The 23727-nt window shown below is 64.1% G+C and carries 27 protein-coding genes (1 of these 27 cut by a window edge); 15 read left to right on the top strand and 12 right to left on the bottom strand.

The annotated features are described in order from the left end of the window. Nucleotides 1–67: 67 nt before the first annotated feature. The 6 genes from ACMV8A_RS06340 to thiE form a co-directional block, all read right to left on the bottom strand. On the bottom strand, nucleotides 68–700 hold the full coding sequence (locus tag ACMV8A_RS06340; RefSeq protein ID WP_495324916.1) for an MBL fold metallo-hydrolase: 633 nt from the start codon (nucleotides 698–700) through the stop codon (nucleotides 68–70). Between the two features lie 99 nt (nucleotides 701–799). Next, nucleotides 800–2083 carry a glutamate-1-semialdehyde 2,1-aminomutase gene (hemL, locus tag ACMV8A_RS06335; protein ID WP_495324915.1) on the bottom strand — a complete coding sequence of 428 codons (1284 nt, stop codon included), beginning with the start codon at nucleotides 2081–2083 and terminating at the stop codon, nucleotides 800–802. Nucleotides 2084–2153: 70 nt separating this feature from the next. Next, nucleotides 2154–2522, bottom strand: coding sequence for a type II toxin-antitoxin system VapC family toxin (locus ACMV8A_RS06330; RefSeq protein ID WP_495324914.1), 369 nt, complete (start codon nucleotides 2520–2522; stop codon nucleotides 2154–2156). After that, complete coding sequence (locus tag ACMV8A_RS06325; RefSeq protein ID WP_495324913.1) at nucleotides 2512–2748, bottom strand: FitA-like ribbon-helix-helix domain-containing protein; 237 nt, start codon at nucleotides 2746–2748, stop codon at nucleotides 2512–2514. Before ACMV8A_RS06325 ends, ACMV8A_RS06330 begins: the two co-directional genes overlap by 11 nt. A 124-nt stretch (nucleotides 2749–2872) precedes the next feature. Then, on the bottom strand, nucleotides 2873–5047 hold the full coding sequence (katG, locus tag ACMV8A_RS06320) for a catalase/peroxidase HPI (RefSeq protein ID WP_495324912.1): 2175 nt from the start codon (nucleotides 5045–5047) through the stop codon (nucleotides 2873–2875). Nucleotides 5048–5200: 153 nt separating this feature from the next. Next, nucleotides 5201–5839, bottom strand: coding sequence for a thiamine phosphate synthase (gene thiE / locus ACMV8A_RS06315; protein ID WP_495324911.1), 639 nt, complete (start codon nucleotides 5837–5839; stop codon nucleotides 5201–5203). 133 nt (nucleotides 5840–5972) lie between these two features. Between thiE and ACMV8A_RS06310 the strand changes: the two genes are divergently transcribed. Next, complete coding sequence (locus ACMV8A_RS06310) at nucleotides 5973–6254, top strand: heavy-metal-associated domain-containing protein (RefSeq protein ID WP_495324910.1); 282 nt, start codon at nucleotides 5973–5975, stop codon at nucleotides 6252–6254. Nucleotides 6255–6269: 15 nt separating this feature from the next. Here ACMV8A_RS06310 and thiD read toward each other — a convergent pair whose 3' ends face one another. Both thiD and ACMV8A_RS06300 read right to left on the bottom strand, forming a co-directional pair. After that, nucleotides 6270–7070 carry a bifunctional hydroxymethylpyrimidine kinase/phosphomethylpyrimidine kinase gene (thiD, locus tag ACMV8A_RS06305; protein ID WP_495324909.1) on the bottom strand — a complete coding sequence of 267 codons (801 nt, stop codon included), beginning with the start codon at nucleotides 7068–7070 and terminating at the stop codon, nucleotides 6270–6272. 151 nt (nucleotides 7071–7221) lie between these two features. Then, nucleotides 7222–7788, bottom strand: coding sequence for a class II aldolase/adducin family protein (locus ACMV8A_RS06300; protein ID WP_495324908.1), 567 nt, complete (start codon nucleotides 7786–7788; stop codon nucleotides 7222–7224). A 128-nt stretch (nucleotides 7789–7916) separates the two neighbouring features. Between ACMV8A_RS06300 and ACMV8A_RS06295 the strand changes: the two genes are divergently transcribed. The 7 genes from ACMV8A_RS06295 to ACMV8A_RS06265 all read left to right on the top strand — a co-directional run bounded on the left by ACMV8A_RS06295 (nucleotide 7917) and on the right by ACMV8A_RS06265 (nucleotide 15715). Further along, nucleotides 7917–8549, top strand: a complete 633-nt coding sequence (locus ACMV8A_RS06295) for an energy transducer TonB (RefSeq protein ID WP_495324907.1) — start codon at nucleotides 7917–7919, stop codon at nucleotides 8547–8549. 166 nt (nucleotides 8550–8715) lie between these two features. Then, nucleotides 8716–9426 carry a MotA/TolQ/ExbB proton channel family protein gene (locus tag ACMV8A_RS06290; RefSeq protein ID WP_495324906.1) on the top strand — a complete coding sequence of 237 codons (711 nt, stop codon included), beginning with the start codon at nucleotides 8716–8718 and terminating at the stop codon, nucleotides 9424–9426. Beyond that, the gene (locus ACMV8A_RS06285) at nucleotides 9426–9839 is read left to right on the top strand and encodes an ExbD/TolR family protein (RefSeq protein ID WP_495324905.1); all 414 of its coding nucleotides are present in this window, start codon (nucleotides 9426–9428) and stop codon (nucleotides 9837–9839) included. The genes ACMV8A_RS06290 and ACMV8A_RS06285 overlap by 1 nt, the downstream gene beginning before the upstream one ends. Nucleotides 9840–9957: 118 nt before the next feature. Next, nucleotides 9958–12042: a TonB-dependent receptor family protein gene (locus tag ACMV8A_RS06280; RefSeq protein WP_495324904.1), complete on the top strand. Its 2085-nt coding sequence runs from the start codon at nucleotides 9958–9960 to the stop codon at nucleotides 12040–12042. A 273-nt stretch (nucleotides 12043–12315) separates the two neighbouring features. Then, nucleotides 12316–14256: a ferrous iron transport protein B gene (feoB, locus tag ACMV8A_RS06275; RefSeq protein ID WP_495324903.1), complete on the top strand. Its 1941-nt coding sequence runs from the start codon at nucleotides 12316–12318 to the stop codon at nucleotides 14254–14256. Between the two features lies 1 nt (nucleotide 14257). Further along, nucleotides 14258–14494, top strand: coding sequence for a FeoA family protein (locus ACMV8A_RS06270; RefSeq protein ID WP_495324902.1), 237 nt, complete (start codon nucleotides 14258–14260; stop codon nucleotides 14492–14494). Between the two features lie 228 nt (nucleotides 14495–14722). Further along, nucleotides 14723–15715 (top strand): cytochrome-c peroxidase, encoded by a 993-nt coding sequence (locus tag ACMV8A_RS06265; protein ID WP_495324901.1) that lies wholly within the window; start codon nucleotides 14723–14725, stop codon nucleotides 15713–15715. A gap of 70 nt (nucleotides 15716–15785) precedes the next feature. Here the strand turns inward: ACMV8A_RS06265 and hemJ are convergent, their stop codons facing one another. Beyond that, nucleotides 15786–16211, bottom strand: coding sequence for a protoporphyrinogen oxidase HemJ (gene hemJ, locus ACMV8A_RS06260; protein WP_495324900.1), 426 nt, complete (start codon nucleotides 16209–16211; stop codon nucleotides 15786–15788). Between the two features lie 2 nt (nucleotides 16212–16213). Continuing rightward, nucleotides 16214–16711 carry a peroxiredoxin family protein gene (locus ACMV8A_RS06255; RefSeq protein WP_495324899.1) on the bottom strand — a complete coding sequence of 166 codons (498 nt, stop codon included), beginning with the start codon at nucleotides 16709–16711 and terminating at the stop codon, nucleotides 16214–16216. Nucleotides 16712–16912: 201 nt separating this feature from the next. On the opposite strand from ACMV8A_RS06255, the gene argC reads away from it, so the two are divergent. The 5 genes from argC (at nucleotide 16913) to ACMV8A_RS06230 (ending at nucleotide 20751) form a co-directional block, all read left to right on the top strand. Further along, the gene (gene argC / locus ACMV8A_RS06250) at nucleotides 16913–17944 is read left to right on the top strand and encodes an N-acetyl-gamma-glutamyl-phosphate reductase (protein WP_495324898.1); all 1032 of its coding nucleotides are present in this window, start codon (nucleotides 16913–16915) and stop codon (nucleotides 17942–17944) included. Continuing rightward, nucleotides 17941–18654 (top strand): DUF6776 family protein, encoded by a 714-nt coding sequence (locus ACMV8A_RS06245; RefSeq protein WP_495324897.1) that lies wholly within the window; start codon nucleotides 17941–17943, stop codon nucleotides 18652–18654. Before argC ends, ACMV8A_RS06245 begins: the two co-directional genes overlap by 4 nt. A 6-nt stretch (nucleotides 18655–18660) precedes the next feature. Further along, complete coding sequence (locus tag ACMV8A_RS06240; RefSeq protein ID WP_495324896.1) at nucleotides 18661–19089, top strand: bactofilin family protein; 429 nt, start codon at nucleotides 18661–18663, stop codon at nucleotides 19087–19089. 66 nt (nucleotides 19090–19155) lie between these two features. Next, nucleotides 19156–19497 (top strand): iron-sulfur cluster insertion protein ErpA, encoded by a 342-nt coding sequence (erpA, locus tag ACMV8A_RS06235; RefSeq protein ID WP_495324895.1) that lies wholly within the window; start codon nucleotides 19156–19158, stop codon nucleotides 19495–19497. Nucleotides 19498–19599: 102 nt separating this feature from the next. Then, complete coding sequence (locus ACMV8A_RS06230; protein WP_495324894.1) at nucleotides 19600–20751, top strand: citrate synthase; 1152 nt, start codon at nucleotides 19600–19602, stop codon at nucleotides 20749–20751. On the opposite strand, the gene ACMV8A_RS06225 is transcribed toward ACMV8A_RS06230, so the two are convergent. Both ACMV8A_RS06225 and ACMV8A_RS06220 read right to left on the bottom strand, forming a co-directional pair. Continuing rightward, complete coding sequence (locus ACMV8A_RS06225; protein WP_495324893.1) at nucleotides 20735–21859, bottom strand: anhydro-N-acetylmuramic acid kinase; 1125 nt, start codon at nucleotides 21857–21859, stop codon at nucleotides 20735–20737. The genes ACMV8A_RS06230 and ACMV8A_RS06225 overlap by 17 nt on opposite strands. 4 nt (nucleotides 21860–21863) lie before the next feature. Then, nucleotides 21864–22952, bottom strand: coding sequence for a peptidoglycan DD-metalloendopeptidase family protein (locus ACMV8A_RS06220; protein WP_495324892.1), 1089 nt, complete (start codon nucleotides 22950–22952; stop codon nucleotides 21864–21866). A 108-nt stretch (nucleotides 22953–23060) separates the two neighbouring features. Between ACMV8A_RS06220 and ACMV8A_RS06215 the strand changes: the two genes are divergently transcribed. Continuing rightward, nucleotides 23061–23192, top strand: a complete 132-nt coding sequence (locus ACMV8A_RS06215; protein ID WP_495324891.1) for a hypothetical protein — start codon at nucleotides 23061–23063, stop codon at nucleotides 23190–23192. A gap of 318 nt (nucleotides 23193–23510) precedes the next feature. Continuing rightward, nucleotides 23511–23727 carry the start of a tyrosine--tRNA ligase gene (gene tyrS, locus ACMV8A_RS06210; RefSeq protein ID WP_495324890.1) on the top strand. Its footprint extends 980 nt past the window's final position, so only the first 217 of its 1197 coding nucleotides appear in the window; its start codon is at nucleotides 23511–23513; the stop codon falls past the right edge of the window.

Genomic DNA, 23727 nt, shown 5'->3' with positions numbered 1-23727 from the left:
TTGTCGCTGGCAGGGGCCGCAGCATCCTTGAAGAAAGGCCCTATTCTACGTCAGGTATGGACCACTGTCAGTCGGCCACGAAGGGATTGCTCAGGCGCTCACGGCCCAGGGTGGAGAGGGGGCCGTGGCCGGGCACGAAGGTCACCGCGTCCCCCAGGGGAAACAGCTTGTCGCGGATCGAGCGGATCAGGGTGTCGTGGTCGCCGCGCGGAAAGTCGGTGCGGCCGATGGAGCCGCGGAACAGCACGTCGCCGACGAAGGCCAGCTGCGATGGCGCGTGGTGGAACACCACATGGCCCGGCGTGTGGCCGGGGCAGTGAATGACATCCAGCGTCAGGGCGCCCACCTGCACCGTATCGCCGTCATGGAGCCAGCGCTCGGGCAGAAAGGCGGCGGTGTCGGGAAAGCCGAACATCATGGCCTGATCCGGCAGCTTCGCCAGCCAGAAGGCATCTTCTTCCTGCGGTCCCTCCACCGGGATGCCCAGCCGATCGGCCAGCCTGCCCGCCGCGCCGACGTGGTCCAGATGGCCGTGGGTGAGCAGCAGCTTGGTGAGGGTCACACCGGCCTGCTGCACGGCGGCGAGCAGTTTCTCCTCATCGCCGCCCGGGTCGATGAGCGCGCCCTGCAGGGTCTGCTCATCCCAGAGGAGGGAGCAGTTCTGCTGAAACGGCGTGACGGGGATGATTTGATAACGCATGGAGATTAAAAGAATCAGTCCGCGAATGAACGCCAATAAACGCAAATGTTGCGCATTTATTCGCGTCCCTTTGCGTTCATGGGTGGATTGATTTGACTGCTACAACGTCCGCAGCACTTTGCCTGCCGCCGCGATGGTGGCGTCGAGATCGGCCATGGTGTGCGCCGCCGAGACGAAGCCGGCCTCGAAGGCCGACGGCGCCAGATACACGCCCTCGGTGAGCATGCCGTGGAAGAACAGCTTGAAGCGGTCGACGTTGCACTTCTGTACCGCCTGGCCGTAGCTGGTGATCTTTTCCTCCTCGGTGAAGAAGATGCCGAACATGCCGCCGACGTGGTTCTCGCTCATGGGGATGCCGGCCTTCTTCGCCTCGGCCATGAAGCCATTGACCAGGTATTCGGTCTTCTTGGTCAGGTCTTCGTAGAAGCCGGGCTGGGTGATGAGGTCGAGGTTGGCGAGGCCCGCAGCCATGGCCACCGGATTGCCCGACAGGGTGCCGGCCTGGTACACCGGGCCGAGCGGGGCGATCTTCTCCATGATCTCGCGCTTGCCGCCGAAGGCGCCCACCGGCATGCCGCCGCCGACGACCTTGCCCAAGGTGGTGAGGTCGGGCTTGATCTTGTAGTGGCCCTGGGCGCCGCCGAGGGAGACGCGGAAGCCGGTCATCACCTCGTCGAAGATCAGCACCGCGCCGTACTCGTCGCATACCGCGCGCAGGGTTTCCAGGAAGCCCGGTACCGGCGGAATGCAGTTCATGTTGCCGGCCACCGGCTCGACGATGATGCAGGCGATGTGGAAGCCGTCGGTCTTGAAGGCGGCCTTCACCGCTTCGGCGTCGTTATAGGGCAGGGTGATGGTGTGTTCGGCGAGCGAGGCCGGTACGCCGGGGCTGCTCGGCACGCCCAGGGTGAGCATGCCCGAGCCGGCCTTCACCAAGAGCGAGTCGGAGTGGCCGTGGTAACAGCCCTCGAACTTGACGATCTTGTCGCGATTGGTGAATCCGCGCGCCAGGCGGATGGCCGACATGGTGGCCTCGGTGCCGCTCGATACCATGCGCACCATATCCATCGAGGGCACCAGTTCGCACAGGCGATCGGCCATCACGGTCTCGGTCACGGTGGGCGCGCCGAAGGACAGGCCGTTCAGCGCCGCCTTTTGTACCGCCTCGATGACCTTGGGATGGGCGTGGCCGACGATGGCCGGGCCCCAGGAGGCCACGTAGTCGATGTACTGCTTGTCGCTCTCCGACCACAGGTAGGCGCCATTGCCGCGTTTGAAGAAGATCGGCTCGCCGCCCACGCCCTTGAAGGCGCGCACCGGCGAGTTGACGCCGCCGGGGATGTGTTTCTGGGCGGCGGCGAAGAGTTCGTGCGAGTGAGGCATGGTGATGGCTTTCCTATTGATAAAAACAGTTCAACGCAAATACGCAAAGAGCGCCAAGGGCGTACAGAGTTTATCCGGCCACTGCGGCCAGGCGATCATCCAGGGTGACCAGCTCGGCGTTCAACAGGCGGGCCAGCCACAGATAGCTCGCATCATACCCGGTCAGACCGGTTTCGAGGGCCAGCTGCAGCGCTGCATGGTGATCGACGGCGACGGTGTCGATGGCCAGTGACGCCAGCAGGCGGTGCGCGGTGAGTAGTTTTTCGTGTAGTTCCGGATGGCGGCGCGCCTTCTTCCAGCAGATGTTGGCGACCTCGAAACCAAGCAAGGCGGGCGCCACTAACCGTGCCGACTCCAGCCGCAGCGCCACCGTCTCCGCCGCCGGCTCGCCGAATAATATGGCCGCAGCTGCCGAGGCGTCGACGACCTTAACGGTCATTCCGATCCTCGCGCTGCATCGCCACCGCCTCGGCCGGTGAGGTCAGACCGAGCTGACGGACCTGTGCCAGCACTTGTGTTGGCGTCAGCGGTTCGGTCGTACGCACCGCTGCCTCCAGGATCGCCATCATCTCGCCCTGCAGGGAGCGGTGATGGCGCTCGGCGCGGGCCTTCAATTGCTGCACCAGGTCGTCCGGGGCGTTTTTGATGGACAGATTGACACTCATGGTGTGCCTCCAAAATGGAGCCGTAATGGATGCCGATTGTAGGGGGCAAGGTGACGGTGGGCAAGTTGTCACCGCCAATCGGCTGCCGGGGCAGGCGCCCCGGCAGCATTCGCAAGGCCCGGCGTCAGACCAGGTCGAAGCGATCCAGGTTCATCACCTTGGTCCAGGCGGCGATGAAGTCCTGCACGAACTTATGCTGTGCATCGGCGCTGCCGTAGACCTCGGCCAGGGCCCGCAACTGGGAGTTGGAGCCGAACACCAGATCGACGCGGGTGGCGGTCCAGCGCACCTCGCCGGTGTTGCGGTCGCGCCCCTGGAACAGGTCCTTGTCCGCCGACACCGCCTGCCACTCGGTGCTCATGTCGAGCAGGTGGACGAAGAAGTCATTGCTGAGTGTCTCCGGCCGCCGGGTGAAGACGCCGTGGGTGCTGTGGTCGAAGTTGGTGTTCAGCACGCGCAGGCCGCCGATGAGCACCGTCATCTCCGGCGCGGTGAGGGTCAGCAGTTGCGCCTTGTCCACCAGCAGGTGTTCGGCCGGGACGGCGGACTTGCCCTTGAGGTAATTGCGGAAGCCGTCGGCGTAGGGTTCCAGTACGGCGAAGGACTCCACGTCGGTCTGTTCCTGCGTGGCGTCCATGCGCCCCGGCGTGAAGGGGACGGTCACGGCGTGACCCGCCTTCTGTGCCGCCTGCTCGATGCCAGCGCCACCGGCCAGCACGATCAGGTCGGCCAGCGATACCCGCTTGCCGCCGCTGGCCGCCGCGTTGAACTCACCCTGAATGCCCTCCAGGGTCTTCAACACCCGTGCCAGCTCCGCCCGCTGGTTGACCGCCCAGTCCTTCTGCGGGGCGAGGCGAATGCGCGCGCCGTTGGCGCCGCCGCGCTTGTCGGAGCCGCGGAAGGTGGCGGCGGAGGCCCAGGCAGTGGACACCAGTTGCGCCACCGACAGCCCCGAGGCCAGCACCCTGGCCTTGAGGGCGGCAATATCCTTGGCGTCGATGAGCGGGTGATCGACCGGCGGGATCGGGTCTTGCCAGATGAGCGCCTCGGCCGGAACCTCCGGGCCGAGATAGCGTGCACGCGGCCCCATGTCGCGGTGGGTCAGCTTGAACCAGGCGCGGGCGAAGGCATCGGCGAATTCGTCCGGGTGTTCCATGAAGCGGCGCGAAATCTTTTCATAGACCGGGTCGAAGCGCAGGGACAGGTCGGTGGTCAGCATGGTGGGCACATGATGCTTCGACGGGTCGTGGGCGTCGGGGATCGTCGCCCCGGCACCCTTGGCCACCCACTGGTGTGCGCCTGCCGGGCTCTTGGTCAGCTCCCATTCGTAGCCGAACAGGTTCCAGAAAAAGTTGTTGCTCCACTGGGTCGGCGTGGTGGTCCAGGTGACTTCCAGGCCGCTGGAGATGGTGTCGCCGCCCTTGCCGCTGCGGTAGCTGCTCTTCCAGCCCAGGCCCTGTTGCTCGATGTCGGCCGCCTCGGGCTCGGGTCCCACCGCGGTCGCCGGGCCGGCGCCGTGGGTCTTGCCAAAGGTGTGGCCACCGGCGATGAGGGCCACCGTCTCCTCGTCATTCATGGCCATGCGGCGGAAGGTCTCGCGGATGTCCTTGGCTGCCGCAACCGGGTCCGGGTTGCCGTTGGGGCCTTCCGGGTTCACGTAGATCAGGCCCATCTGCACCGCGGCGAGGGGATTTTCCAGGTCGCGCTGGCCGGAGTAGCGCTGGTCATCGAGCCATTTGCCCTCGGGCCCCCAGTAGACCGACTCGTCCGGTTCCCACACGTCGGCGCGCCCGCCGGCGAAACCGAAGGTCTTGAAACCCATGGACTCCAGGGCGACGTTGCCGGTGAGGATCAGGAGATCGGCCCAGGATATCTGCTTGCCGTACTTCTGCTTGATCGGCCACAGCAGGCGGCGCGCCTTGTCGAGGTTGACGTTGTCGGGCCAACTGTTGAGGGGGGCGAAGCGCTGCTGGCCGGCGCCCGCGCCGCCGCGGCCGTCGCTGATGCGGTAGGTGCCGGCGCTGTGCCAGGCCATGCGCACGAACAGCGGGCCGTAATGGCCGAAGTCCGCCGGCCACCAGTCCTGCGAGTCGGTCATCAGTGCCCGCAGGTCCTGCTTCAGCGCAGCGAGATCGAGCTTGTTGAATTCCTCGGCGTAATTGAAGCCATCGCCCATGGGGTCGGACAGGGGCGAGGGCTGGTGCAGGATCTTGAGGTTCAGCTGATTCGGCCACCAGTCGCGCAGCGACGGGCCGGCGCCGGCGCTGTGGTGGAACGGGCACTTGGATTCGGTCGTCATGGCACTCTCCTTTGTGATTGGCCGCCAGTGCCTTCAAAGGTAGAGAGCGGGAGCCGATCCAGCCAATTCTTTGTTTGAATCGCCGCGATTGGTCATGCCTATTGTGCGCGGCGTATCCCCCACGGTCACAACGCCTTATCGGGCCTGCGGTTACTATGTACCCGAGGGTGGCGCGAACAGGTCGGCAATACGCCGCGCCGCGGCGCGGATGTCCTGCTGGCCGAACACGTCGGAGATCACCGCCAGCAGGTCGGCGCCGGCCGCGATGAGGGGCGCGGCGTTGGCGGCGGTGATGCCGCCGATGGCGGTGATGGGGAGGTGCAGTTGCTGTTTGGCCTGTTGCAGCAGGGCCGGCGTGGCGCGTACTGCATCGGGTTTCACCCGCGAGGGATAGAAGCTGCCGAAGGCCACGTAGTCGGCGCCGGCGGCCGCCGCGGCCGCCGCGAGCACCAGGTCGTCGTAGCAGGAGACACCGATGATGGCACCGGGGCCGAGGGTGGCGCGGGCGGCGGCGATGTCGCCGTCGTCGCGGCCCAGATGCACGCCGGCGGCGCCCACCGCCGCGGCCAGCGCCACGTCATCGTTGATGATCAGCGGCACGCCCAGCGGCCGGCACAGATTGACCAGATCCTGCGCCTCCCACCTCCGCTTGCCCATGTCATCGCTCTTGTCGCGGTACTGCACCATCACCGCACCGCCGGCGATGGCGGCGGCCACGGCCGGGACGAGTTTTTCGTCGGGGATCAGGGCGCTGTCGGTGAGGACGTAGAGGCCGCGGGGCAGGGAGGTCATGGTGTTTTGGTCGCAACGGTTTACTGGGATGAGGAAGACGCTTACTTGGCGTGGCGCCAGGGACCGTTAGAATAGCCGTTTCCTGGTCCCCTCGCCGAGGGGCGATGTTCCGAGCAGTAGCGGGAGTACTTTCATGGCTTTTTCCGTACAGGTAGAAAACATCAAATGTGGCGGCTGCGCCAACACCATCCGCAAGCGCGTCACCGAGATCGAAGGCGTGAGCGGCGCCGAGGTGGTGGTGGAAGAAGGCTTGGTGAAGGTGGAGGCCGATGAGTCGCTGCGCCCGGCGGTGGTGGCGGCACTGGCCAAATCCGGTTACCCGGAGACCGGTTCGGTGCAGGGTGTGGCCTCACTCAAGGCCAAGGCGGCGTCTTTTGTTTCGTGCGCCATCGGGCGCATGGACGGCTCCGACTAGGCCCATCCCGCATTTTTATTCCTCTTCTGCCCGCGCCCAGAACAGCCGGTTGGGCAGGTGCTGGCCCATGCCGATGCGGTAGCCATTTTTCAGCGCCTCCCAGGTGTATTCCTGCGCCTCGTGGATGGCGGTGAAGGGCTCCAGGCCCTGGCCGAGCAGGCCGGCGATGCTGGAGGCGAGGGTGCAGCCGGAGCCGTGGTAGCTGTAGGGCAGGCGTTCCCAGGAGAAGGTTTCCAGCTTGCGCATGTTGCCGTAGAGCACGTTGTCCACGGTGGCGGTGTTTTCGTGGGTGCCGGTGATCAGCACCAGTTCGCAGCCGGCCGCCAACAGTTCCTGGCCGCAGGCATCCAGGGTGTCGGCCTCGGGGGCGAGGCGGCGCGCCTCCTGGCTGTTGGGGGTGAGCACGGTGGTCTGCGGCAGCAGCAGTTCGGTCATCGCATCGATGAGTTCCGCATCGGCCAGTTCGCTGCCGCCGCCGGCGCGCAGGATCGGGTCGAGCACGACCGGGATCTCCGGGTAGTCGTTCAGAATGGTGTGGATCGCCTCGATATTTTCCACGCTGCCCAGCATGCCCAGCTTGAAGCAGGCGATGGGCATGTCTTCCAGCACCGCGCGCGCCTGCTCGATCACCAGCAGCGACGACACCGGCTCGAAGCGGATCACGTTGCGCGTGTCCTGCACGGTGAGCGCGGTGATTACCGGCGCCGCCTGGCAGCCCATGGAGGCGATGGCCTCGATGTCGGCCTGGATGCCGGCGCCGCCGGTGGGGTCGTTGCCGGCGAAGGTCATCACCGCCGGGATGTCGTGCTGGGTCATTATTTATTCCTTCATGAACATCTGCCGCAGAGACGCGGAGACGCAGAGTATTTATACGCGGAAATCCTGCCCGGAATTGTCTCCGCCCGTCTGTTGATTTCCCACGACCAAGACATCTCTGCGCCTCTGCGTCTCTGCGGCAGGTGTTGACTTAGACGTTCAGCGTCCCCGCCTGGCGCGCGATGAAGGCGGTTCTGGCGGAGAGTTCCAGCGAGCAGGTCCATTTGTAGGCCAGGTTCAGCGTCTGGGCACAGGCGTAGACGCCGTGGCCGCGCACCACGGTGATCGGATATTCCGCCAGCACCTCAGCCACCTTGTGCGGCGCCTCGGCGACGTAGTGGCTGTAGGGGATGGTGAGCACCGGCACGCGCGGGAAGTAGAGCTGGCCCTCGAAGTCGGGCGGCAGGTAGTCCTGCCCGTTCATGGTCAGCGCCACCGTGTGGGCGCCGTGGCTGTGCAGCACGGCGCGGGCCGTGGGATTGCGCTGGTAGACCTGGATATGCAGCGGCGCGTCCAGGGAGGCGCCTGTACCGCAGCTGCCGTCGATGTGGCAGCGTACCAGGTGGTCCGGCTCCAGCAGGTCGGCGCAGCAGCCGGTGGGGGTGACCCACACGGTGTCGCCGTCGCGTACCGAGGCGTTGCCGCTGTGGGAGTCGTTGATGCCGTACTGGCGCAGCCAGCGGTAGTGGCGGACCAGGTCTGCTTTGAGGTTTTCCATCGCGCTATTCCATCACAAGGCGTCCGCCTTGACGACACCACCACATATCGCGCCGCCAATAATCTAATTGACAATCGTTCTCATCCGCATTTAGTATCCAGTCCCATGGAACGCAGGGGCATGCCGTCGTGACATTGGTGGGTGTATCGCGCTGGCGCGGTCTGCAGCTTTCTGCAGCGGCGGTGAGCTTCGGCCTGCACGGCTTGGCGGTGGTTCTGGCCGTGTGGGTAGCGGCGCCCGGTCTGACACCGCCGGCTTCCCGGCCCCAGGTGGTGACCATATCCCTGCTGCCGAGCCGCCCGGCACCACCGGTCGAGGTGGTGCCGCCTGCCCCGCCGCCGCCGTCGAGGCCTGTGCCGCGGCCGGCTCCGCCAAAGGTGACGGCGCCGCCGGAAGCGCAGGCGGTCGTTCAGCCGCAACCGGAGGTCCCGGCCACTGCGACGGCGGAAGTGGGTGAAGTGGCCGATGAAGAGATGCCCTTGGTGGAGCCGAACTTCCAGGCCGACTACTTGCGCAATCCGGCGCCGGCCTATCCGCGTATCTCCAAGCGGCTGGGCGAGCAGGGCGAGGTCATCCTGCGCGTGTTGGTGGACCCGCACGGCAAGCCGCGGCGGGTGGAGCTGAATGCCTCCAGCGGTTTCGAGCGCCTGGATCGGGCAGCACTGGATGTGGTGCAGCGGTGGAGTTTCGTTCCCGCGCGGCGTGGCAGCCGCGCGGTGGAGGCCTGGGTCATCGTGCCTATCGTGTTCAGTCTGGGGTGAAAAGTGAACCTAAAAATGACTAAGTCCGCCAATAAACGCGAATGGACGCAAATTTGGTGGCCCATCAGAGCCGCCGATGTACCGCCTCACCTGCGGGTGAGCAGTTCATCCCTTTGTAACAACATGAATATTTGCGTCCATTTGCGGACTGACTGAGATTTTTAGAATGAATCTGGTTTTGGTGTTCGAACAGGGCGACTGGGTATTGATTGGGGTGTTTCTCACCCTGCTGCTGATGTCGTCGCTGACCTGGTATCTGATTCTCGTGAAGGCCATCTGGCTGCGCCGGGTGCGCGGCGCCAACAACCGATTCGTCCAATCGTTCTGGGATGCGGCCGACATGCGGGCGGCGGCCGGTGTGGCTTCGGCCGATGCTGTGTCGCCCCTGGCGCGGTTGGCGCGAAACGGCATCGCCGGCCTGGAGCATTTCACCTGCCGCTCGCGCGCCCACATCGGCGATGTCTGCGGTGTCGACGAGTTTTTGGTGCGCACCCTGCGCAATGCCATGAACCGCGAGGCTGCCCATTCCTCCTCCGGCATGACCCTGCTGGCCTCGGTGGGCAGCACGGCGCCCTTCGTCGGCCTGTTCGGCACCGTGTGGGGGATCTATCACGCCCTGGTGGAAATCTCCCGCACCGGCAGCGCCAGCATGGAGATGGTGGCGGGGCCGCTGGGCGAGGCGCTGGTGGCCACCGCCGCCGGCCTCGCCGCCGCCATCCCCGCGGTGCTGGCCTACAACGCCTTCAGCCGCGCCAATCGCGTGCTGGCCGAGGAAATGGACGGCTTTGCCCATGACTTGCATGCCTTTCTCACCACCGGCGCCTGCGTAACACCGGCCCACTGCGCCCTGGTGGCGCAGCGCGCGGAGGTGGCCTGATGGCCTTCGGCGGGCTGGGTGGCGGGCGCGAGGAACCGATGGCGGAGATGAACGTCATTCCGCTGGTGGACATCATGCTGGTGCTGCTGGTGATCTTCATCATCACCGCGCCGGTGCTCACTCATGCGGTGAAGGTGGACATGCCGCAGGCCAGTAGCATGCCCAACGAAACCACACCCGACACCATCACCCTCAGCATCGACGCCGCTGGCCGGCTGTACTGGAACGATGTGTCGATGGAATACGGTGAATTGCAGGAACGTCTGGCGAACCTCGTGCGCATCGATGCGGAAACGGAAGTGCATCTGCGTGCCGAAAAGACCACACCCTACGACAACGTCGCCCGTGTCCTGGCGGCGGGGCGCAACGCCGGCGTCGCCCGGCTCGGCTTCGTAATGGAGCCGGAAAGATAAATGACGGTTTCGAGTTTGTAGTTTCGCATTTCGAACATCATCAGCCAGCCAGTAAGCCTCCGCGCTTCAGCCAGCCAGTGACAGCCACATGACACCCGCTGACGAGGAGGCTCTACCCATGCATCAAACCCTCAATTCGATCGCGCCACGTGCGCTGGTCCTGGCCATCACCGCCGCCCTGGCGCCTGTTGCCGTTACCGCCGACGAGGTGCGCCTGCCGCGCATCGATGTGGTCGGTGAAAGCGAACAGGACGTGGCGCGGCAACCCGGCGCTGTGGCCATCCTCACCAAGGAGGCGCTGGAATTGCAGCAGCCGCGCTCCACCGAAGAGGCGTTGAAGACCGTGCCCGGCGTGGTGATCAAGCCGGAAGAGGAAAGCGCCATCGTCGCCAACATTGGCATGCGCGGCTTGAGCGCCGGTGACTACAAATCCCTGATCCTGGAGGACGGTGTGCCGGTCGCCCCCGGCCTGTTCGTCGGCAACGGCCGTTATTACAACCCGCGCATCCAGCGCATGGAGAGCATCGAAGTGCTGAAGGGCGCCGCCTCCCTGCGTTATGGCCCCAACACCATCGGAGGCGTCATCAACTACAAGACCAAGCAGCCGGAAGATGGCGTATCCATCGCTGGCCGCGTCGGCTCCTTCGGCTACAAGGAGAGTGTGTTGGAGGCGGGCGGCAGCTCGCCGTCCGGCGATGCCTCCGCCGGCTTCGTCTATACCAAGGCTTCCAGCGACGGTTTTCAGGACAAGGGCTTCGTGATGGATGACCTTATGATCAAGGGCGGCATGGCGCTGGGCGACAATCAATGGGTTGGCCTCAAGTTCACCCATTACGACAACCAGGCCAACATTTCCTACCGCGGCCTGTTCCTCGATGCCTACAAGGCGGGTGCAACCTATAACCCGGCGCCCGACGACTGGTTTCTCACCGGCCGCAAGTCGGTCGATGTGAATCATGACTGGGAGATCAGCCCTGCGGTGAGCCTGAGTACGGTGCTGTACTGGAGTGAGATGTACCGTGACTACTGGCGCTTCGGGACCGTGGGCGGCACGCCGACCATCATCGTCGATGGCCTGACGCAGTGGAACTACAGCAACAGCGTGAATGGCAACAACCGCGCCTTCGAACGCAAGGGCATCGACACCCGTCTGCATGTGCGTCACGACAGCTTCGGCATGCAGAACGAAGCCGAACTGGGCCTGCGCATCGACGAGGAAAGCATGCACAACGTGACCGTCAACGCCACGCGGCAGTACCCGCGCTCTGGCACCATCGCCGTGGAGCGCAACGAGTCGGCCTCCAGCATCGCGCTGTTCGCGCAGAACCGCTTCATCGTCAGCGACACGCTGGCGGTCACCCCCGGTGTGCGCGTGGAAAGCTACACGCAAAAGACCGACGATCTGCGCAACGACGCCAACGACGGCAAAACCGATAACACCGAAGTGATGCCCGGCATCGGCGCCACCTGGCAGGCCACGCCGGCGGCACAGATCTACGGTGGCGTCTACAAGGCCTTTGCCCCGGCGCAGAATGCCGACGCCATCAGCGGCGGTACCGATCAGAAACTGGAGGCGGAGCGCTCCATGAATTACGAAATCGGCCTGCGCGGCAGAAGCGGCCGGATGCGCTATGAAATGACCGCCTTCCGCATGGATTTTTCCAATCAGGTCATCCCTTCCAACAGCGGCGGCTTCGTGAAGGAAAATGGCGGCAAGACCCTGCACCAGGGCCTGGAAGGTGCTTTCGGTTATGATTTCGATGCTGGCTTCAGCGTGGACGTCAACGCCACCTATGTGCCGGAGGCCAGGTATGTGGGTGATCGCTACAAGGCAGATGGCGTCACCGTGGATATCCCCGACGGCAACCGCGTCACCTACACCCCGGAGCTGGTGGCCAACCTCATCCTGGCCTACCGCAGCGGCGGCCTGAAGACGGCGCTGCATGCCAACTATGTCGGTGCGCAGTACACCGATGCGGCCAATACCGAGGTGCTGACGGAAAATACCAGCGGCTTCTTCACCGGCAAGCTGGCGGCCTACACCACGCTCGACCTGAGCGCGCAGTACGCGGTGAACAAGCAGCTCAGCCTCTCCGGTGCAGTGAAGAACCTGACCGACGAGCGCTATATCGCCAGCCTGCGCCAGGGCATCTACGCTGGCCCGTCGCGCAGTTTCGAGCTGGGGGCGAAGTACATGTTTTAAACGAGGTATGAGCGCTGCTCTTCTTGGGAAGGTCCGAATAAGTCCATCCTGGGCTTCTCCGCCCACGCGAATCGAAAAGTGTGATTTTCGATTCGCTTCATGTTCCAACGACTTATCGTCGTTGGAACATGGCGGCACATCCCTGTGCCGCGGAAGCTCTGCCGGGCAGGGAGGGCGGGCTGCTCGGAACGAATCAGTCATACAGTGGGCGATGGCAGGCGGTTCCTGTATCCTCAGCGCCTTTGCCGTACCCCATCACCTGAGGAACCCGGGATGAATACCCCCGCCACCGGCGGTCTGCTGCTCGTCGGCCAGCCCAACGTGGGCAAGTCCGTACTGTTTCACGCCCTCACCGGGCGCTATGTGGTCGTCGCCAATTATCCTGGCACCACCGTGGAGGTGTCGCGCGGCAGCGCGCGGGCGCTGGGCGATCTGCCGGTGCTGGACACCCCGGGGGTCATCTCGCTGCCCTCGCGCACCGGCGATGAGCACGCCACCACCCGCGCCCTGCTGAACGAAAAGGACGTGGTGCTGGTGCAGGTGGGCGATGCCAAGAACCTGCGCCGCTCCCTGCAGCTAACGGCGCTGTTCGCCGAGATGGGGCGGCCCATGGTGCTGGCGGTGAACATGGTGGATGAGGCGGAGGCGCGCGGCGCCCACATCGACCCTGTCGCGCTAGCCACCGAATTGGGTCTGCCGGTGGTGCCCACCGTGGCCACCCGCGGCAAGGGGGTGACGCAGTTGCAGGAGGAGATAAAAAAGGCGCCGGTGCCGCGCTTCCATCTGGAATACCCGGCCGAGATCGAGGCGGCCTTGGATGTGATGGCGCCCCTGCTGCCGATGGATACCCTGGCGCCGCGCGCCCTGGGTCTATTGTTCCTGGCCGGCGACGGCGAGCTGGAAAGCTGGCTCACCGAACGTATCGGCGCCGAGCAGGTGGAGCTGCTGCGTGTCCACCGCGACGCCGTACAGCAGTCCTTCGTCGAACCGCTGGCGGCGGTGTTGCAGCAGACGCGCATGGCCTTTGCCGACCGCGTCGCCAACCGTGTGATCCGTGTGGCTGAGCAGGGCCGCACCGGCCTGGCGCAGCGGCTTGGTCACCTGGCGGTGCATCCACTGTGGGGTTGGCCGATGTTGCTCGCCGTGCTGTACGGCATCTACTGGTTCGTCGGCGAATTCGGCGCCGGCACCCTGGTGGGCCTGCTGGAGGAAGACCTGTTCGGCGGCGTCATCAACCCCTGGTTCCAGGGGCTGGTGGAGTCCTGGGTGCCCTGGCCCTGGCTGAACGACCTGTTGGTGGGCCAGTACGGTCTGTGGACCATGGGCATGACCTATGCCCTGGCCCTGATCCTGCCCATCGTCACCACCTTTTTCATCGCCTTCGGCGTGCTGGAGGACTCGGGCTATTTCTCGCGCCTCACCGTGCTGTCCAATCGCAGCTTCAAGGCGCTGGGCCTGAATGGCCGCGCCGTGCTGCCGATGATCCTCGGCCTTGGCTGCGTCACCATGGCGACGCTCACCACTCGCATCCTGCAGACCCCGCGCGAGCGCCTCATCGTCACCTTCCTGCTGGCCCTGGCGATTCCCTGTTCCGCCCAACTCGGCGTGGTGATGGGCATCCTCGCCGGTATTTCCTTCTCCGCCACCCTGATCTGGTTCACCATGGTGTTGCTGGTGCTGGTCACCGTGGGCTGGCTCGCCAACCGCATGATGCCGGGCAAGCGCATCCCGCTGATGACCGAGCTGCCGCCGTTGCGCCTGCCGGTACCGGGCAACGTGCTGATCAAGACCTGGGCACGCCTCAAGTGGTACCTGATGGAGGTGATCCCGCTGTTCCTCATTGGCGCCTTCGCCCTGTTCGTGCTGGACCGGCTTGGTGTGCTGCCTTGGCTGATGCAGGCCGCCGAGCCGCTGGTCACCGGCTGGCTCGGCCTGCCCAAGGAGGCCACCGCGGCCTTCCTGATGGGCTTCCTGCGCCGCGACTTCGGCGCCACCGGACTGTTCGCCATGGGTTCCTTGCTCAGCGCCCAACAGATGGTGGTGGGCATCGTCACCCTGACCCTGTTCGTGCCCTGTTTCGCCAGTCTGCTGATGATCGTCAAGGAGCACGGTCTGCGTCGCGCCGCCCTGATGCTGGCCCTGATCATGCCGCTGGCCTTCTTCCTCGGCGGCCTGCTGCACCACGCCCTTGCCTTCGCCGGCTGGGGAGGATGACATGAAGAGCTTCAAGACCCTCACCGACATGCCGGCCCGCTGCCATGTGCGCATCGATGGCTTCGTGCCCAACACGGCCCACGACCTGCGCGAGCGTCTGCTCGCCTACGGCCTGATCCCCGGGCAACAGGTACGCGTGCTGGCGCAGAAGCCGGTCACTGTGGTGCAGGTGGAACACACCGAACTGGCGCTGGAAAAGGTACTGGCCGCCTGCGTACTGGTACAGAGATCGGAATGAAGCCAGCGCTGGGCCGGGGTCGGTCCTGGGCCAGCGTGTGGGTGAGGTATTTGTGTGGGGGCCGCATCCCTGCGGCTCACACCAAGAAGCAGTCTTTTTCACACTCTCTTGATCTAGGTCAATAACATCAACGGATTGCAGCTTTCTTTTCACTCAATCTAAGGCATAGACTGAGTCCATCGTTTGTAACAAGTCTAATGTCTCCTCATAACCGTAAGGGGTATAACCATGAAAAGAAGACTGCTTGCTGTCGCTGTTTCCACTGCCCTCCTGGCCGCCGGCGGTACGGCCGTTGCCAAGGAACCCATTGACCCCATCCGTCCGGTGCAGGAAATCAACTTGGCGCAGGTGGAACTGGGCAAGAAACTGTATTTCGATCCGCGCCTGTCCAAGTCCGGCTTTATCTCCTGCAACTCCTGCCACAACCTGAGCATGGGCGGCACCGACAATCTGAAGACCTCCATCGGCCATAACTGGCAGCAGGGGCCGATCAACGCACCCACGGTGTTGAACTCCAGCCTCAACGTCGCCCAGTTCTGGGATGGCCGTGCACCCGACCTCAAGGCCCAGGCCGGCGGCCCCATCGCCAATCCGGGCGAGATGGCCTTCACCCATACCCTGGCCATCGACGTGCTGCAGTCCATTCCGCAGTACGTGGTGGAGTTCAAGCAGGTGTTCGGCAAGGACAAGATCGACATCGACATGGTGACCACCGCCATCGCCGAGTTCGAGAAGACCCTGGTGACTCCCAACTCCCGCTTTGACCAGTGGCTGCTGGGCAACAAGAACGCCCTCACCGCCGATGAGCTGGCCGGCTACAGGCTGTTCAAGGACAGCGGTTGTGTTGCCTGCCATTACGGCGAGGCCGTGGGTGGCACTTCGTTCCAGAAAATGGGCCTGGTGGCACCGTACAAGTCGACCAGCCCGGCCCAGGGCCGTGTCGAGGTCACTGGCAAGGACGCGGATCGTTTCTCGTTCAAGGTGCCGACCCTGCGCAACGTGGAACTGACCTACCCGTACTTCCACGACGGCGAGGCGCAAACTCTTACCGAGGCGGTGGACATCATGGGCCGTCTGCAGCTGGGCAAGAAATTCACGGCGAAGGAGAACGCGCAGATCGTGGCCTTCCTCAAGACCCTGACCGGCGATCAGCCCCAGTTCTTGTTGCCGATCCTGCCGCCGTCCACCGACAAGACCCCGGTGCCGAAGCCGTTTGATTGATCCACTGTAATCGTTGAAAAACAAAAGCCAGGCCCGGTACTACCGGGCCTGGTTTTTTTGCGCAGGGGTTTTAGAACGGCTTGACCACCGCCAGGAGCACCACGGCGATGAGGATCAGGACGGGGAATTCGTTGAACCAGCGGTAGAACACATGGCTGTGGGTGTTGCGGTCGGTGGCGAAGTCCTTGAGCAGGCGGCCGCAGTACCAGTGATAGCCGTAGAGAATGGCCACCAGCGTCAGCTTGGCGTGCAGCCAGCCCATGTGTTTGTAGGCAAGCCAGGCGTAGTCCCACAGCAGCCAGCTGCCGAGCAACAGCACCACCACCGCGCTGGGGGTCATGATGCCGCGGTAGAGCTTGCGCTCCATCACCTTGAAGCGTTCGATGCCCTCCGGGTCGCTGGCCATGGCGTGGTAGACGAACAGCCGCGGCAGGTAGAACAGGGCGGCGAACCAGGTCACCACGGCGATGATGTGGAAGGCCTTCACCCACAGCATGCTCAGAGCATCTCCACAATCTTCTTGCGCAGGTCGGCGATATCCACCTCGCCCAGTTTCTGCTGCACGATACGGCCGCGCGGGTCGATGAGGAAGGTGGTGGGGGTAAGCTTCACGTCGCCGAAGGCGCGGGCTGCCGCGCCGTCGCTATCTCGCGCCACGGTATAAGGTATGGCGCGCTGCTGAGCCATGAAGCGCACCTGCTCCGGCGGGTCGTAGGCCATGGCGATGGCGACGATGTTGAAGCCCTGGGGACCGAACTCCCGGTACAGATCGGCGAAGTGCGGGATCTCCTTGACGCAGCCGGGGCAGGTGGTGGCCCAGAAGGTGACCAGCAGCGGCTTGCCGCGGTATTGCTCGATGTTCACCTGGCCGCCGTCCAGGGTGGCGACGGTCACGGCAGGGGCGGGCTTGAGGCCGGCGGGGCTGAACCACAGATAGCCCAGCAGGGCCACGAGGGCCACGGCGAAGGCGGCGATGGCGAGGTCTTTGCTCTTCATGACGGAATCGGCTGTAGGTAGGGGATGTACGTCGGTTCGACTCTCTGCGGCGCACTCTGTTCCCCGCGCCGCCGCGCGGCGACTATAGCACAGGGCCACAACGGCGCCGCCAGTTCGCCGTTTGGTGCGCGGCGACACTTTTTCTTTGGGGCTCCCGGGCTTATCATGCCCACCTTTCTTCCTTTACGCACAGGACCAGTCATGATCAAGGCGGGCATCGTTGGCGGCACAGGCTATACCGGGGTCGAGTTGTTGCGGCTGCTGGCCAGCCATCCCGAGGTGGAGCTGAAGGTCATCACCTCCCGTTCCGACGACGGCACGCCCGTGGCCGACATGTTCCCCAACCTGCGCGGCCGCGTCGACCTGCGCTTCACCGCCCCGGACATGACGGCGCTGAAACAGTGCGACGTGGTGTTCTTCGCCACCCCCAACGGCACCGCCATGCACATGGCGCGTGAGCTGCTCGATGCCGGGGTGCGCCTCATCGACCTGGCCGCCGACTTCCGCATTCCGGATATCGCCCTGTGGGAGAAGTGGTACGGCATGCCCCACGCCTGCCCGGACCTGGTGGCGCAGGCGGTGTACGGCCTGCCCGAGATGAACCGTGCCGCCATCAAGGGGGCGCGCCTGCTGGCCAATCCCGGTTGCTATGTCACCGCCGTAACCCTGGGTTTCCTGCCCCTGCTGCAGAACGGTGTGGTGTCGCCTGCCGGCCTGGTGGCCGACGCCAAATCCGGCGTCAGCGGCGCCGGGCGCAAGGCCGAGGTGGGCATCCTCTATTCCGAGGTAGAGGGCAGCTTCAAGGCCTATGGCGTGAAGGGCCACCGCCACCTGCCAGAGATCAGCCAGAACCTCAATCATGTCGCCGCCCAGCCGGTGGGGCTGACCTTCGTGCCGCATCTCCTGCCCATGGTGCGCGGCATCCATGCCACTCTCTATGCCCGGCTGGAGAAGCCGGACACCGACCTGCAGGCGCTGTTCGAGCAGCGCTACGCCGGTGAACCCTTTGTGGACGTAATGCCGGCCGGCTCCTTCCCCGAGACCCGCACCGTGCGTGGCAGCAATCTGTGCCGCATCGCCGTGCACCGCCCGCAGGGCGGTGACACCGTGGTGGTGCTGTCGGTGATCGATAATCTGGTGAAGGGAGCCTCCGGTCAGGCGGTGCAGAATATGAACATCATGTTCGGTTGCGCGGAGACCGCCGGCATTGACCAGATCGCCGTCTTGCCATGAGCCGCCTGGTCGTAACACCACACCGCCCCTGGCGCCTGCGATTGGTGATCGGCGGTTTGGTGCTGGTTGCACTGCTGTCCGGTTGGGGGCTGTTCGAATACGGTCGCTACCGCGCCGGTTTTGATGCGCTGACCGCGCAACAGGAGCAGGGGGTGCTGAACCGGCAGAATGCCGAACTGCAACAGGAGATCGTTGCCCTGCGCGAGGAGAAGGCGATTTTGGAGCGCAGCATCCAGATCGACCGCCAGGCCTACAAGGCGCTGGAAGGGACGGTGGGCGGTCTGCAGGCCGAGATTTCCGAATATAAGAGCGAGTTGGCGTTTTACCGTGGCATCGTGTCGCCCAAGGACTCTCAGCAGGGCCTGCGGGTGGAGACCTTCGAGATCGCCGCCAATGGCGTGGAAAACGGTTTTCGCTACAAGTTGGTGTTAACCCAGGTGCTGAAAAGTGATAGGTTGGCCCGAGGCCGTGCCACCTTCGAGGTGGAAGGGCTGCAGGACGGGCAGAACAAGACCCTGCTGCTGCATGAGGTCAGCGCCGAGGCCACCAAGTTTTTTAACTTCAATTTCAAGTATTTTCAAAACTTTGAAGGCGATCTGACGCTGCCCAACGGATTCATTCCACTACGGGTGGTGGTGAAGGTCGACCCTGCCAGCGGCAGCGCGGACAAGGTCGAAAAGATCGTCGAATGGCCGGTAGAGGAGGCATGACGGAATATGTTTGGAAAATCGAAGTCGACGACCACCAAGAGCGCCAAGATCGATACCCTGATCGGGCAGAACACGGAGATCCGCGGTGATGTGGTGTTCAGCGGCGGCCTGCACGTGGATGGCACCCTCAAGGGCAACGTCATCGCCGACCAGGACAGTGGTTCGGTGCTGAGTGTGTCCGAGCGTGGCCTCATCGAGGGTGATGTGCGGGTGCCCAACGTGGTGCTGAACGGCTGTGTGGTGGGTGACGTTTATGCCGCCAATCATATCGAGCTGGCGCCCCAGGCCCGGGTCAAGGGCAACGTCTACTACAAGATCATCGAAATGGCGCGTGGCGCCGAGGTGAACGGCAATCTGGTGCATCGCGGCGAAGGGGTTGTCGACACCTCCCCCCAGCAATTACTTCCGCGGGAACCTGCCAAGGCTGATTCTTGACTAAATAACTAAGGATACTGATAATGGGTTCAGATGAGCCCACCCGATTTGTAGTGGAGATAGACCATGAGTGATGTAGACAGCCCGCTGATTTTCACTGACAGTGCCGCCGGCAAGGTGAAGTCGCTGATCGATGAGGAAGGCAACAGCAACCTCAAGTTGCGCGTATTCGTGACCGGCGGTGGTTGCTCCGGTTTCCAGTACGGCTTCACCTTTGATGAGGCCGTCAACGAAGGCGACACCACCGTAGTCAAGAACGGCGTCACCCTGCTCATCGATCCGATGAGCTTCCAGTATCTGGTGGGCGCCGAGATCGATTACACCGAGGGGTTGGAAGGCGCGCAGTTCGTGATTCGCAATCCGAATGCCACCACCACCTGCGGCTGCGGCTCTTCCTTCTCGACCTGACCGCAAGATAGCGCAGTACACCAGCCCCGGGCCGCTTGGCGGTGCCGGGGCTTTTTGTTGTGGTATCCTTGTGCCCCTTTGATTTCGTGCTCGGAGGACAGGATGAGCGAATATCTGCCGGGACTTGAGGGCGTTCCTGCCACCCGTTCCAATATCTCCTTCATCGACGGTGAGAAGGGGATTCTGGCCTATCGTGGCTACCCCATCGAGCAACTGGCCGAGCACAGCTCCTTCGAGGAAACCACCCTGCTGCTGCTGGACGGGCGCCTACCCAAGCCCGCCGAGCTGACCGAGTTCGACGACCATCTGCGCCGCAATCGCCGGGTGAAGTACAACATCCGCGAGATGATGAAGCACCTGCCCACCACCGGCCATCCGATGGAGCTGTTGCAGACCGCCGTGGCCAGCCTGGGTATGTTCTATCCTGGCAACGAGTGCCTTACCGATGCCCAGTTGTGTGATGACCTCAACTACATCCACAACATGACGGTGAAGATCATTGCCCGTATGCCGGTGCTGGTGACCATGTGGGAACACATCCGCAACGGCTACGACCCCATCGCCCCGCGCTGTGACCTCAATTTCGCCGAAAACCTGCTCTATATGTTCAGCGGTGACGATCCGGACCCGCTGCTGGCCGACATCATGGATACCTGCCTGGTGCTCCACGCCGAACACACCATCAATGCCTCCACCTTCGCCGCCCTGGTGGCTGGTTCCACCCTGGCCAGCCCCTATGGCGTCGTGGCCGCCGCCATAGGTACCTTGTCCGGCCCGCTGCACGGCGGTGCCAACCAGAAGGTGGTGAACATGCTCAAGCAGATCGGTTCACCGGATAAGGTGAAACCCTGGCTGGAGCAGAAGCTGGCGGCCAAGGAGAAGGTGTGGGGCTTTGGTCACCGCGAATACAAGGTGAAGGATCCGCGCGCCAATATCCTGCAGAAACTGGTGGAGAAACTGGCGCGGGAACGTGGCGTCAGCGCCGAGTTCGAAACCGCCCTGGCGCTGGAAGAGGCGGCGGCCGAACGGCTGGGCGCCAAGGGGGTATATCCCAATGTCGATTTCTACTCCGGCATCCTGTACGCGGAGATGGGCATTCCGTCGGACCAGTTCACCTCGATCTTCGCGGTGGCCCGCTCCGCCGGCTGGCTGGCCCACTGGCGTGAGCAACTGGCCGACAACCGCATCTTCCGTCCCACCCAGGTCTACAGCGGCGAGCCGCTGCGCGACTACGTCCTCATCGATCGGCGCTGAGCCGACCGCGGTAGATACCGCCCAGCACCACCGGGTGGCGGGCGCCGGTTACCGCCGGCAGGTTGCCCGGCGCGCCGTGCAGGGTCTGCCGTGCCAGCCAGGCAAAGGCCATCGCTTCCACCGCCTGGGGTTCCACGCCGTAGACCGCCGTGCTGTGCACGGCGCGCGGTGCCAGGTGGAAGGCCAGACGCCGCATCAGGACGTCGTTGCCGGCGCCGCCGCCGCACACCAGCACTTCCTTTGCAGACGCCGCATGGCTGGCGATAGCCTGTGCCACACTGCGCGCTGTCAACTCCAGCAAAGTCGCCTGCACGTCCTGCGGGTCTTCCATGCCCTTCAGTTGTGCCTCCAACCACTCCAGATTGAAGCGTTCGCGTCCGGTGCTTTTGGGCGGCGCCTGGGTGAAATAGCTGTCGCCCAGCAACTGTTCCAGTAAGTCGGGAAGCACCGTGCCGCCGCCGGCCCAGCGGCCGCCGGCATCATAGGCGATACCGCAGTGCCGCGCCGTCCAGCCGTCCAGCAGCACGTTGGCTGGCCCGGTATCGAAACCGGTCACCGCCTGGTTGGTGTCCTGCGGCAGCACCGTGATGTTGGCGATGCCACCCAGGTTGAGAATGACCCGGGTGCGCTCGGTGTGACGAAACAGGGCGGCGTGAAACGCCGGTACCAATGGGGCGCCCTGCCCGCCGGCGGCGATGTCGCGGCGGCGGAAATCGGCCACGGTGGTGATGCCAGTGCGCTCGGCGATGATGTTGGGATCGCCCAGCTGCCAGGTATAGGGATGGGGGCCGTGGGGGTGATGGCGTATGGTCTGGCCATGGCTGCCGATGGCGGCGATGGTGCCGGCATCGGCCCCGGTCTTGGTCAACAAGGTCTGCACCGCCGCCGCGTACAACTCGCCCAGCATCACGTCCAGCTGGGCCAGCCCATGCAACTCGGGACGACTGGCGTGGCTGAGTTCGAGCAGTGCGCTGCGCAACGCGGTGGGGTAGGGCTGGTGGTGGCTGGCCCGGATCACGGGCGAGGCCGCAGCGAAATCCACCAGTAAGGCATCGACACCATCCAGGCTGGTGCCTGACATGAGGCCGATGTAAAGGGTGTCCGCCAAGATGTCAGCGGTTGTTCATGGCCAGGGTGGTCTGCTTCACCGCTTCCAGTTGGGCCAGCCGCATTTGCGCCTGTTGCTGGAATTCGTCCTTGTGTTGCGCGGGGATGGGGGCGGCGGTGGGCAGCTTGACCGTCAGCGGGTTGCGGTGTACGCCGTTGACCAGGAATTCGTAGTGCAGGTGCGGGCCAGTGGCGACGCCGGTCTGACCGACATAGCCGATGATCTGGCCTTGTTTGACCCGCGTGCCCGCCGCGAGGCCGGGACGGTAGCGAGACATGTGGGCGTACAGGGTCTTGTAGGCGCCGCCGTGTTGCAGGATCACGGTTTTGCCGTAGCCCCCCTTGGTGCCGATAAATTCGATGCGGCCGTCGCCCGAGGCCTTGATCGGGGTGCCGACGGGGGCGGCGTAGTCCACGCCGCGGTGCGGCCGCTTGACGCCCAGCACCGGGTGGAAACGCTCGGGCTGGAAGCCGGAACTGATGCGGTTGAAGTCCACCGGCGAGCGCAGGAAGGCCTTGCGCATGGACAGACCTTCCGGGGTGTAATAGCTGCTGTTGCCCTGCTGGTCTTCGAAACGGATGGCGCGGTAGGTCTGGCCCTGGTTGATGAATTCCGCCGCCAGGATGTTGCCGTCGCGCATGTGCTCACCCTCCAGGAAGGCCTGCTCGTACAGCACGGTGAAATGGTCACCATTGCGGATGTCCAGGGCGAAATCGATATCCCAGCCGAAGATGGTGGCCAGCTCCATGATCAGTCCATCGGACAGACCGGCGCGCTGGCCGGCAGCAAATAGCGAGGTCTCGATGGTGGCGCTGGTGTAGGCCAGACGGTTTTCCACCTGGCGGGTGATGTGGCGGGCGCTGAAACCGTCGTCGCCGCGCTCCACCGCCAGGGTGGTCAGCGGATCGATGCGGTAATGCAGTGCGTTCAGTCGTCCCTCTTCCTCGTCAATCTGAAAGCGCAACACCTGGCCTGGCAGGAGCTGACGCAGGGTGGCTGTCATGGCACGATCCGTGGCCATCAAGGCATGGAGTTCGCGCGGGCTGATTTTGAGGCGGTCGAAAATGGCCGACAGGGTGTCGCCGGATCGCACCGTAATATCCTGCCAGACCAGCTCTGCCGCCGGTGGGGATTCTTCTAAGGCGATAGTTGCGGAGGGTGTGGCGGGGAGGGGGAGAGACAATGGCTGTGGGCTGGCTTCATGGCGTATGGCTGCGGCGTCGTGCGCCGGTTGCAGCAGTGCCAGCAGGCCAAATACTGCGGCCCCACCCAGGATCAGGGCGTGGATGGTGCGGCGGCGCAACGGATTGCCCCGCGGCGTCTCTCCCAGTGATTTACAGTCCCGGTTTAAGATAGTGTTGTAATCCACGGAAATATCTCGAAAAACCTTTTGGCTAAACTTACTCCGCCTGGGGCTGCGGGTCAATGTTGGTGTGTCTCCGCCGCCAAGTACGGCGCGCCGCGTATGGTACCCTAGAATACGCTGCCGGAATGCGTCACCGCTGCCAATAACCATGCGTGCCGCGCGCTGCGCCAGTCATCTACTCGTGTAAACTCCGCTACTCGCCCGTTTCGGCCCCGCCTTGTGGCTGGTGAGCCGCTGTGTGGCGGCCGGGCGCTGGTTATATAGGAACGTGTTTGGGAGAGGGGAATGACCAAGGTTGAGGAAGCGTTTGAACTGCTCAAACGCGGTGTCCACGAAATCCTGCCAGAGGACGATCTAAAGGCCAAGCTGAAGGAAGGGCGTCCGTTGCGTATCAAGGCCGGCTTCGACCCTACCGCGCCGGACCTGCACCTCGGCCATACCGTCCTCATCAACAAGCTGCGCCAGTTCCAGGAGCTGGGCCACGAGGTGATGTTCCTCATCG

Source organism: Sulfurivermis sp., from assembly GCF_059410345.1.
The sequence above is the reverse complement of the archived record's forward strand: the minus strand, read 5'-3'. Positions and strand labels throughout refer to the sequence as shown.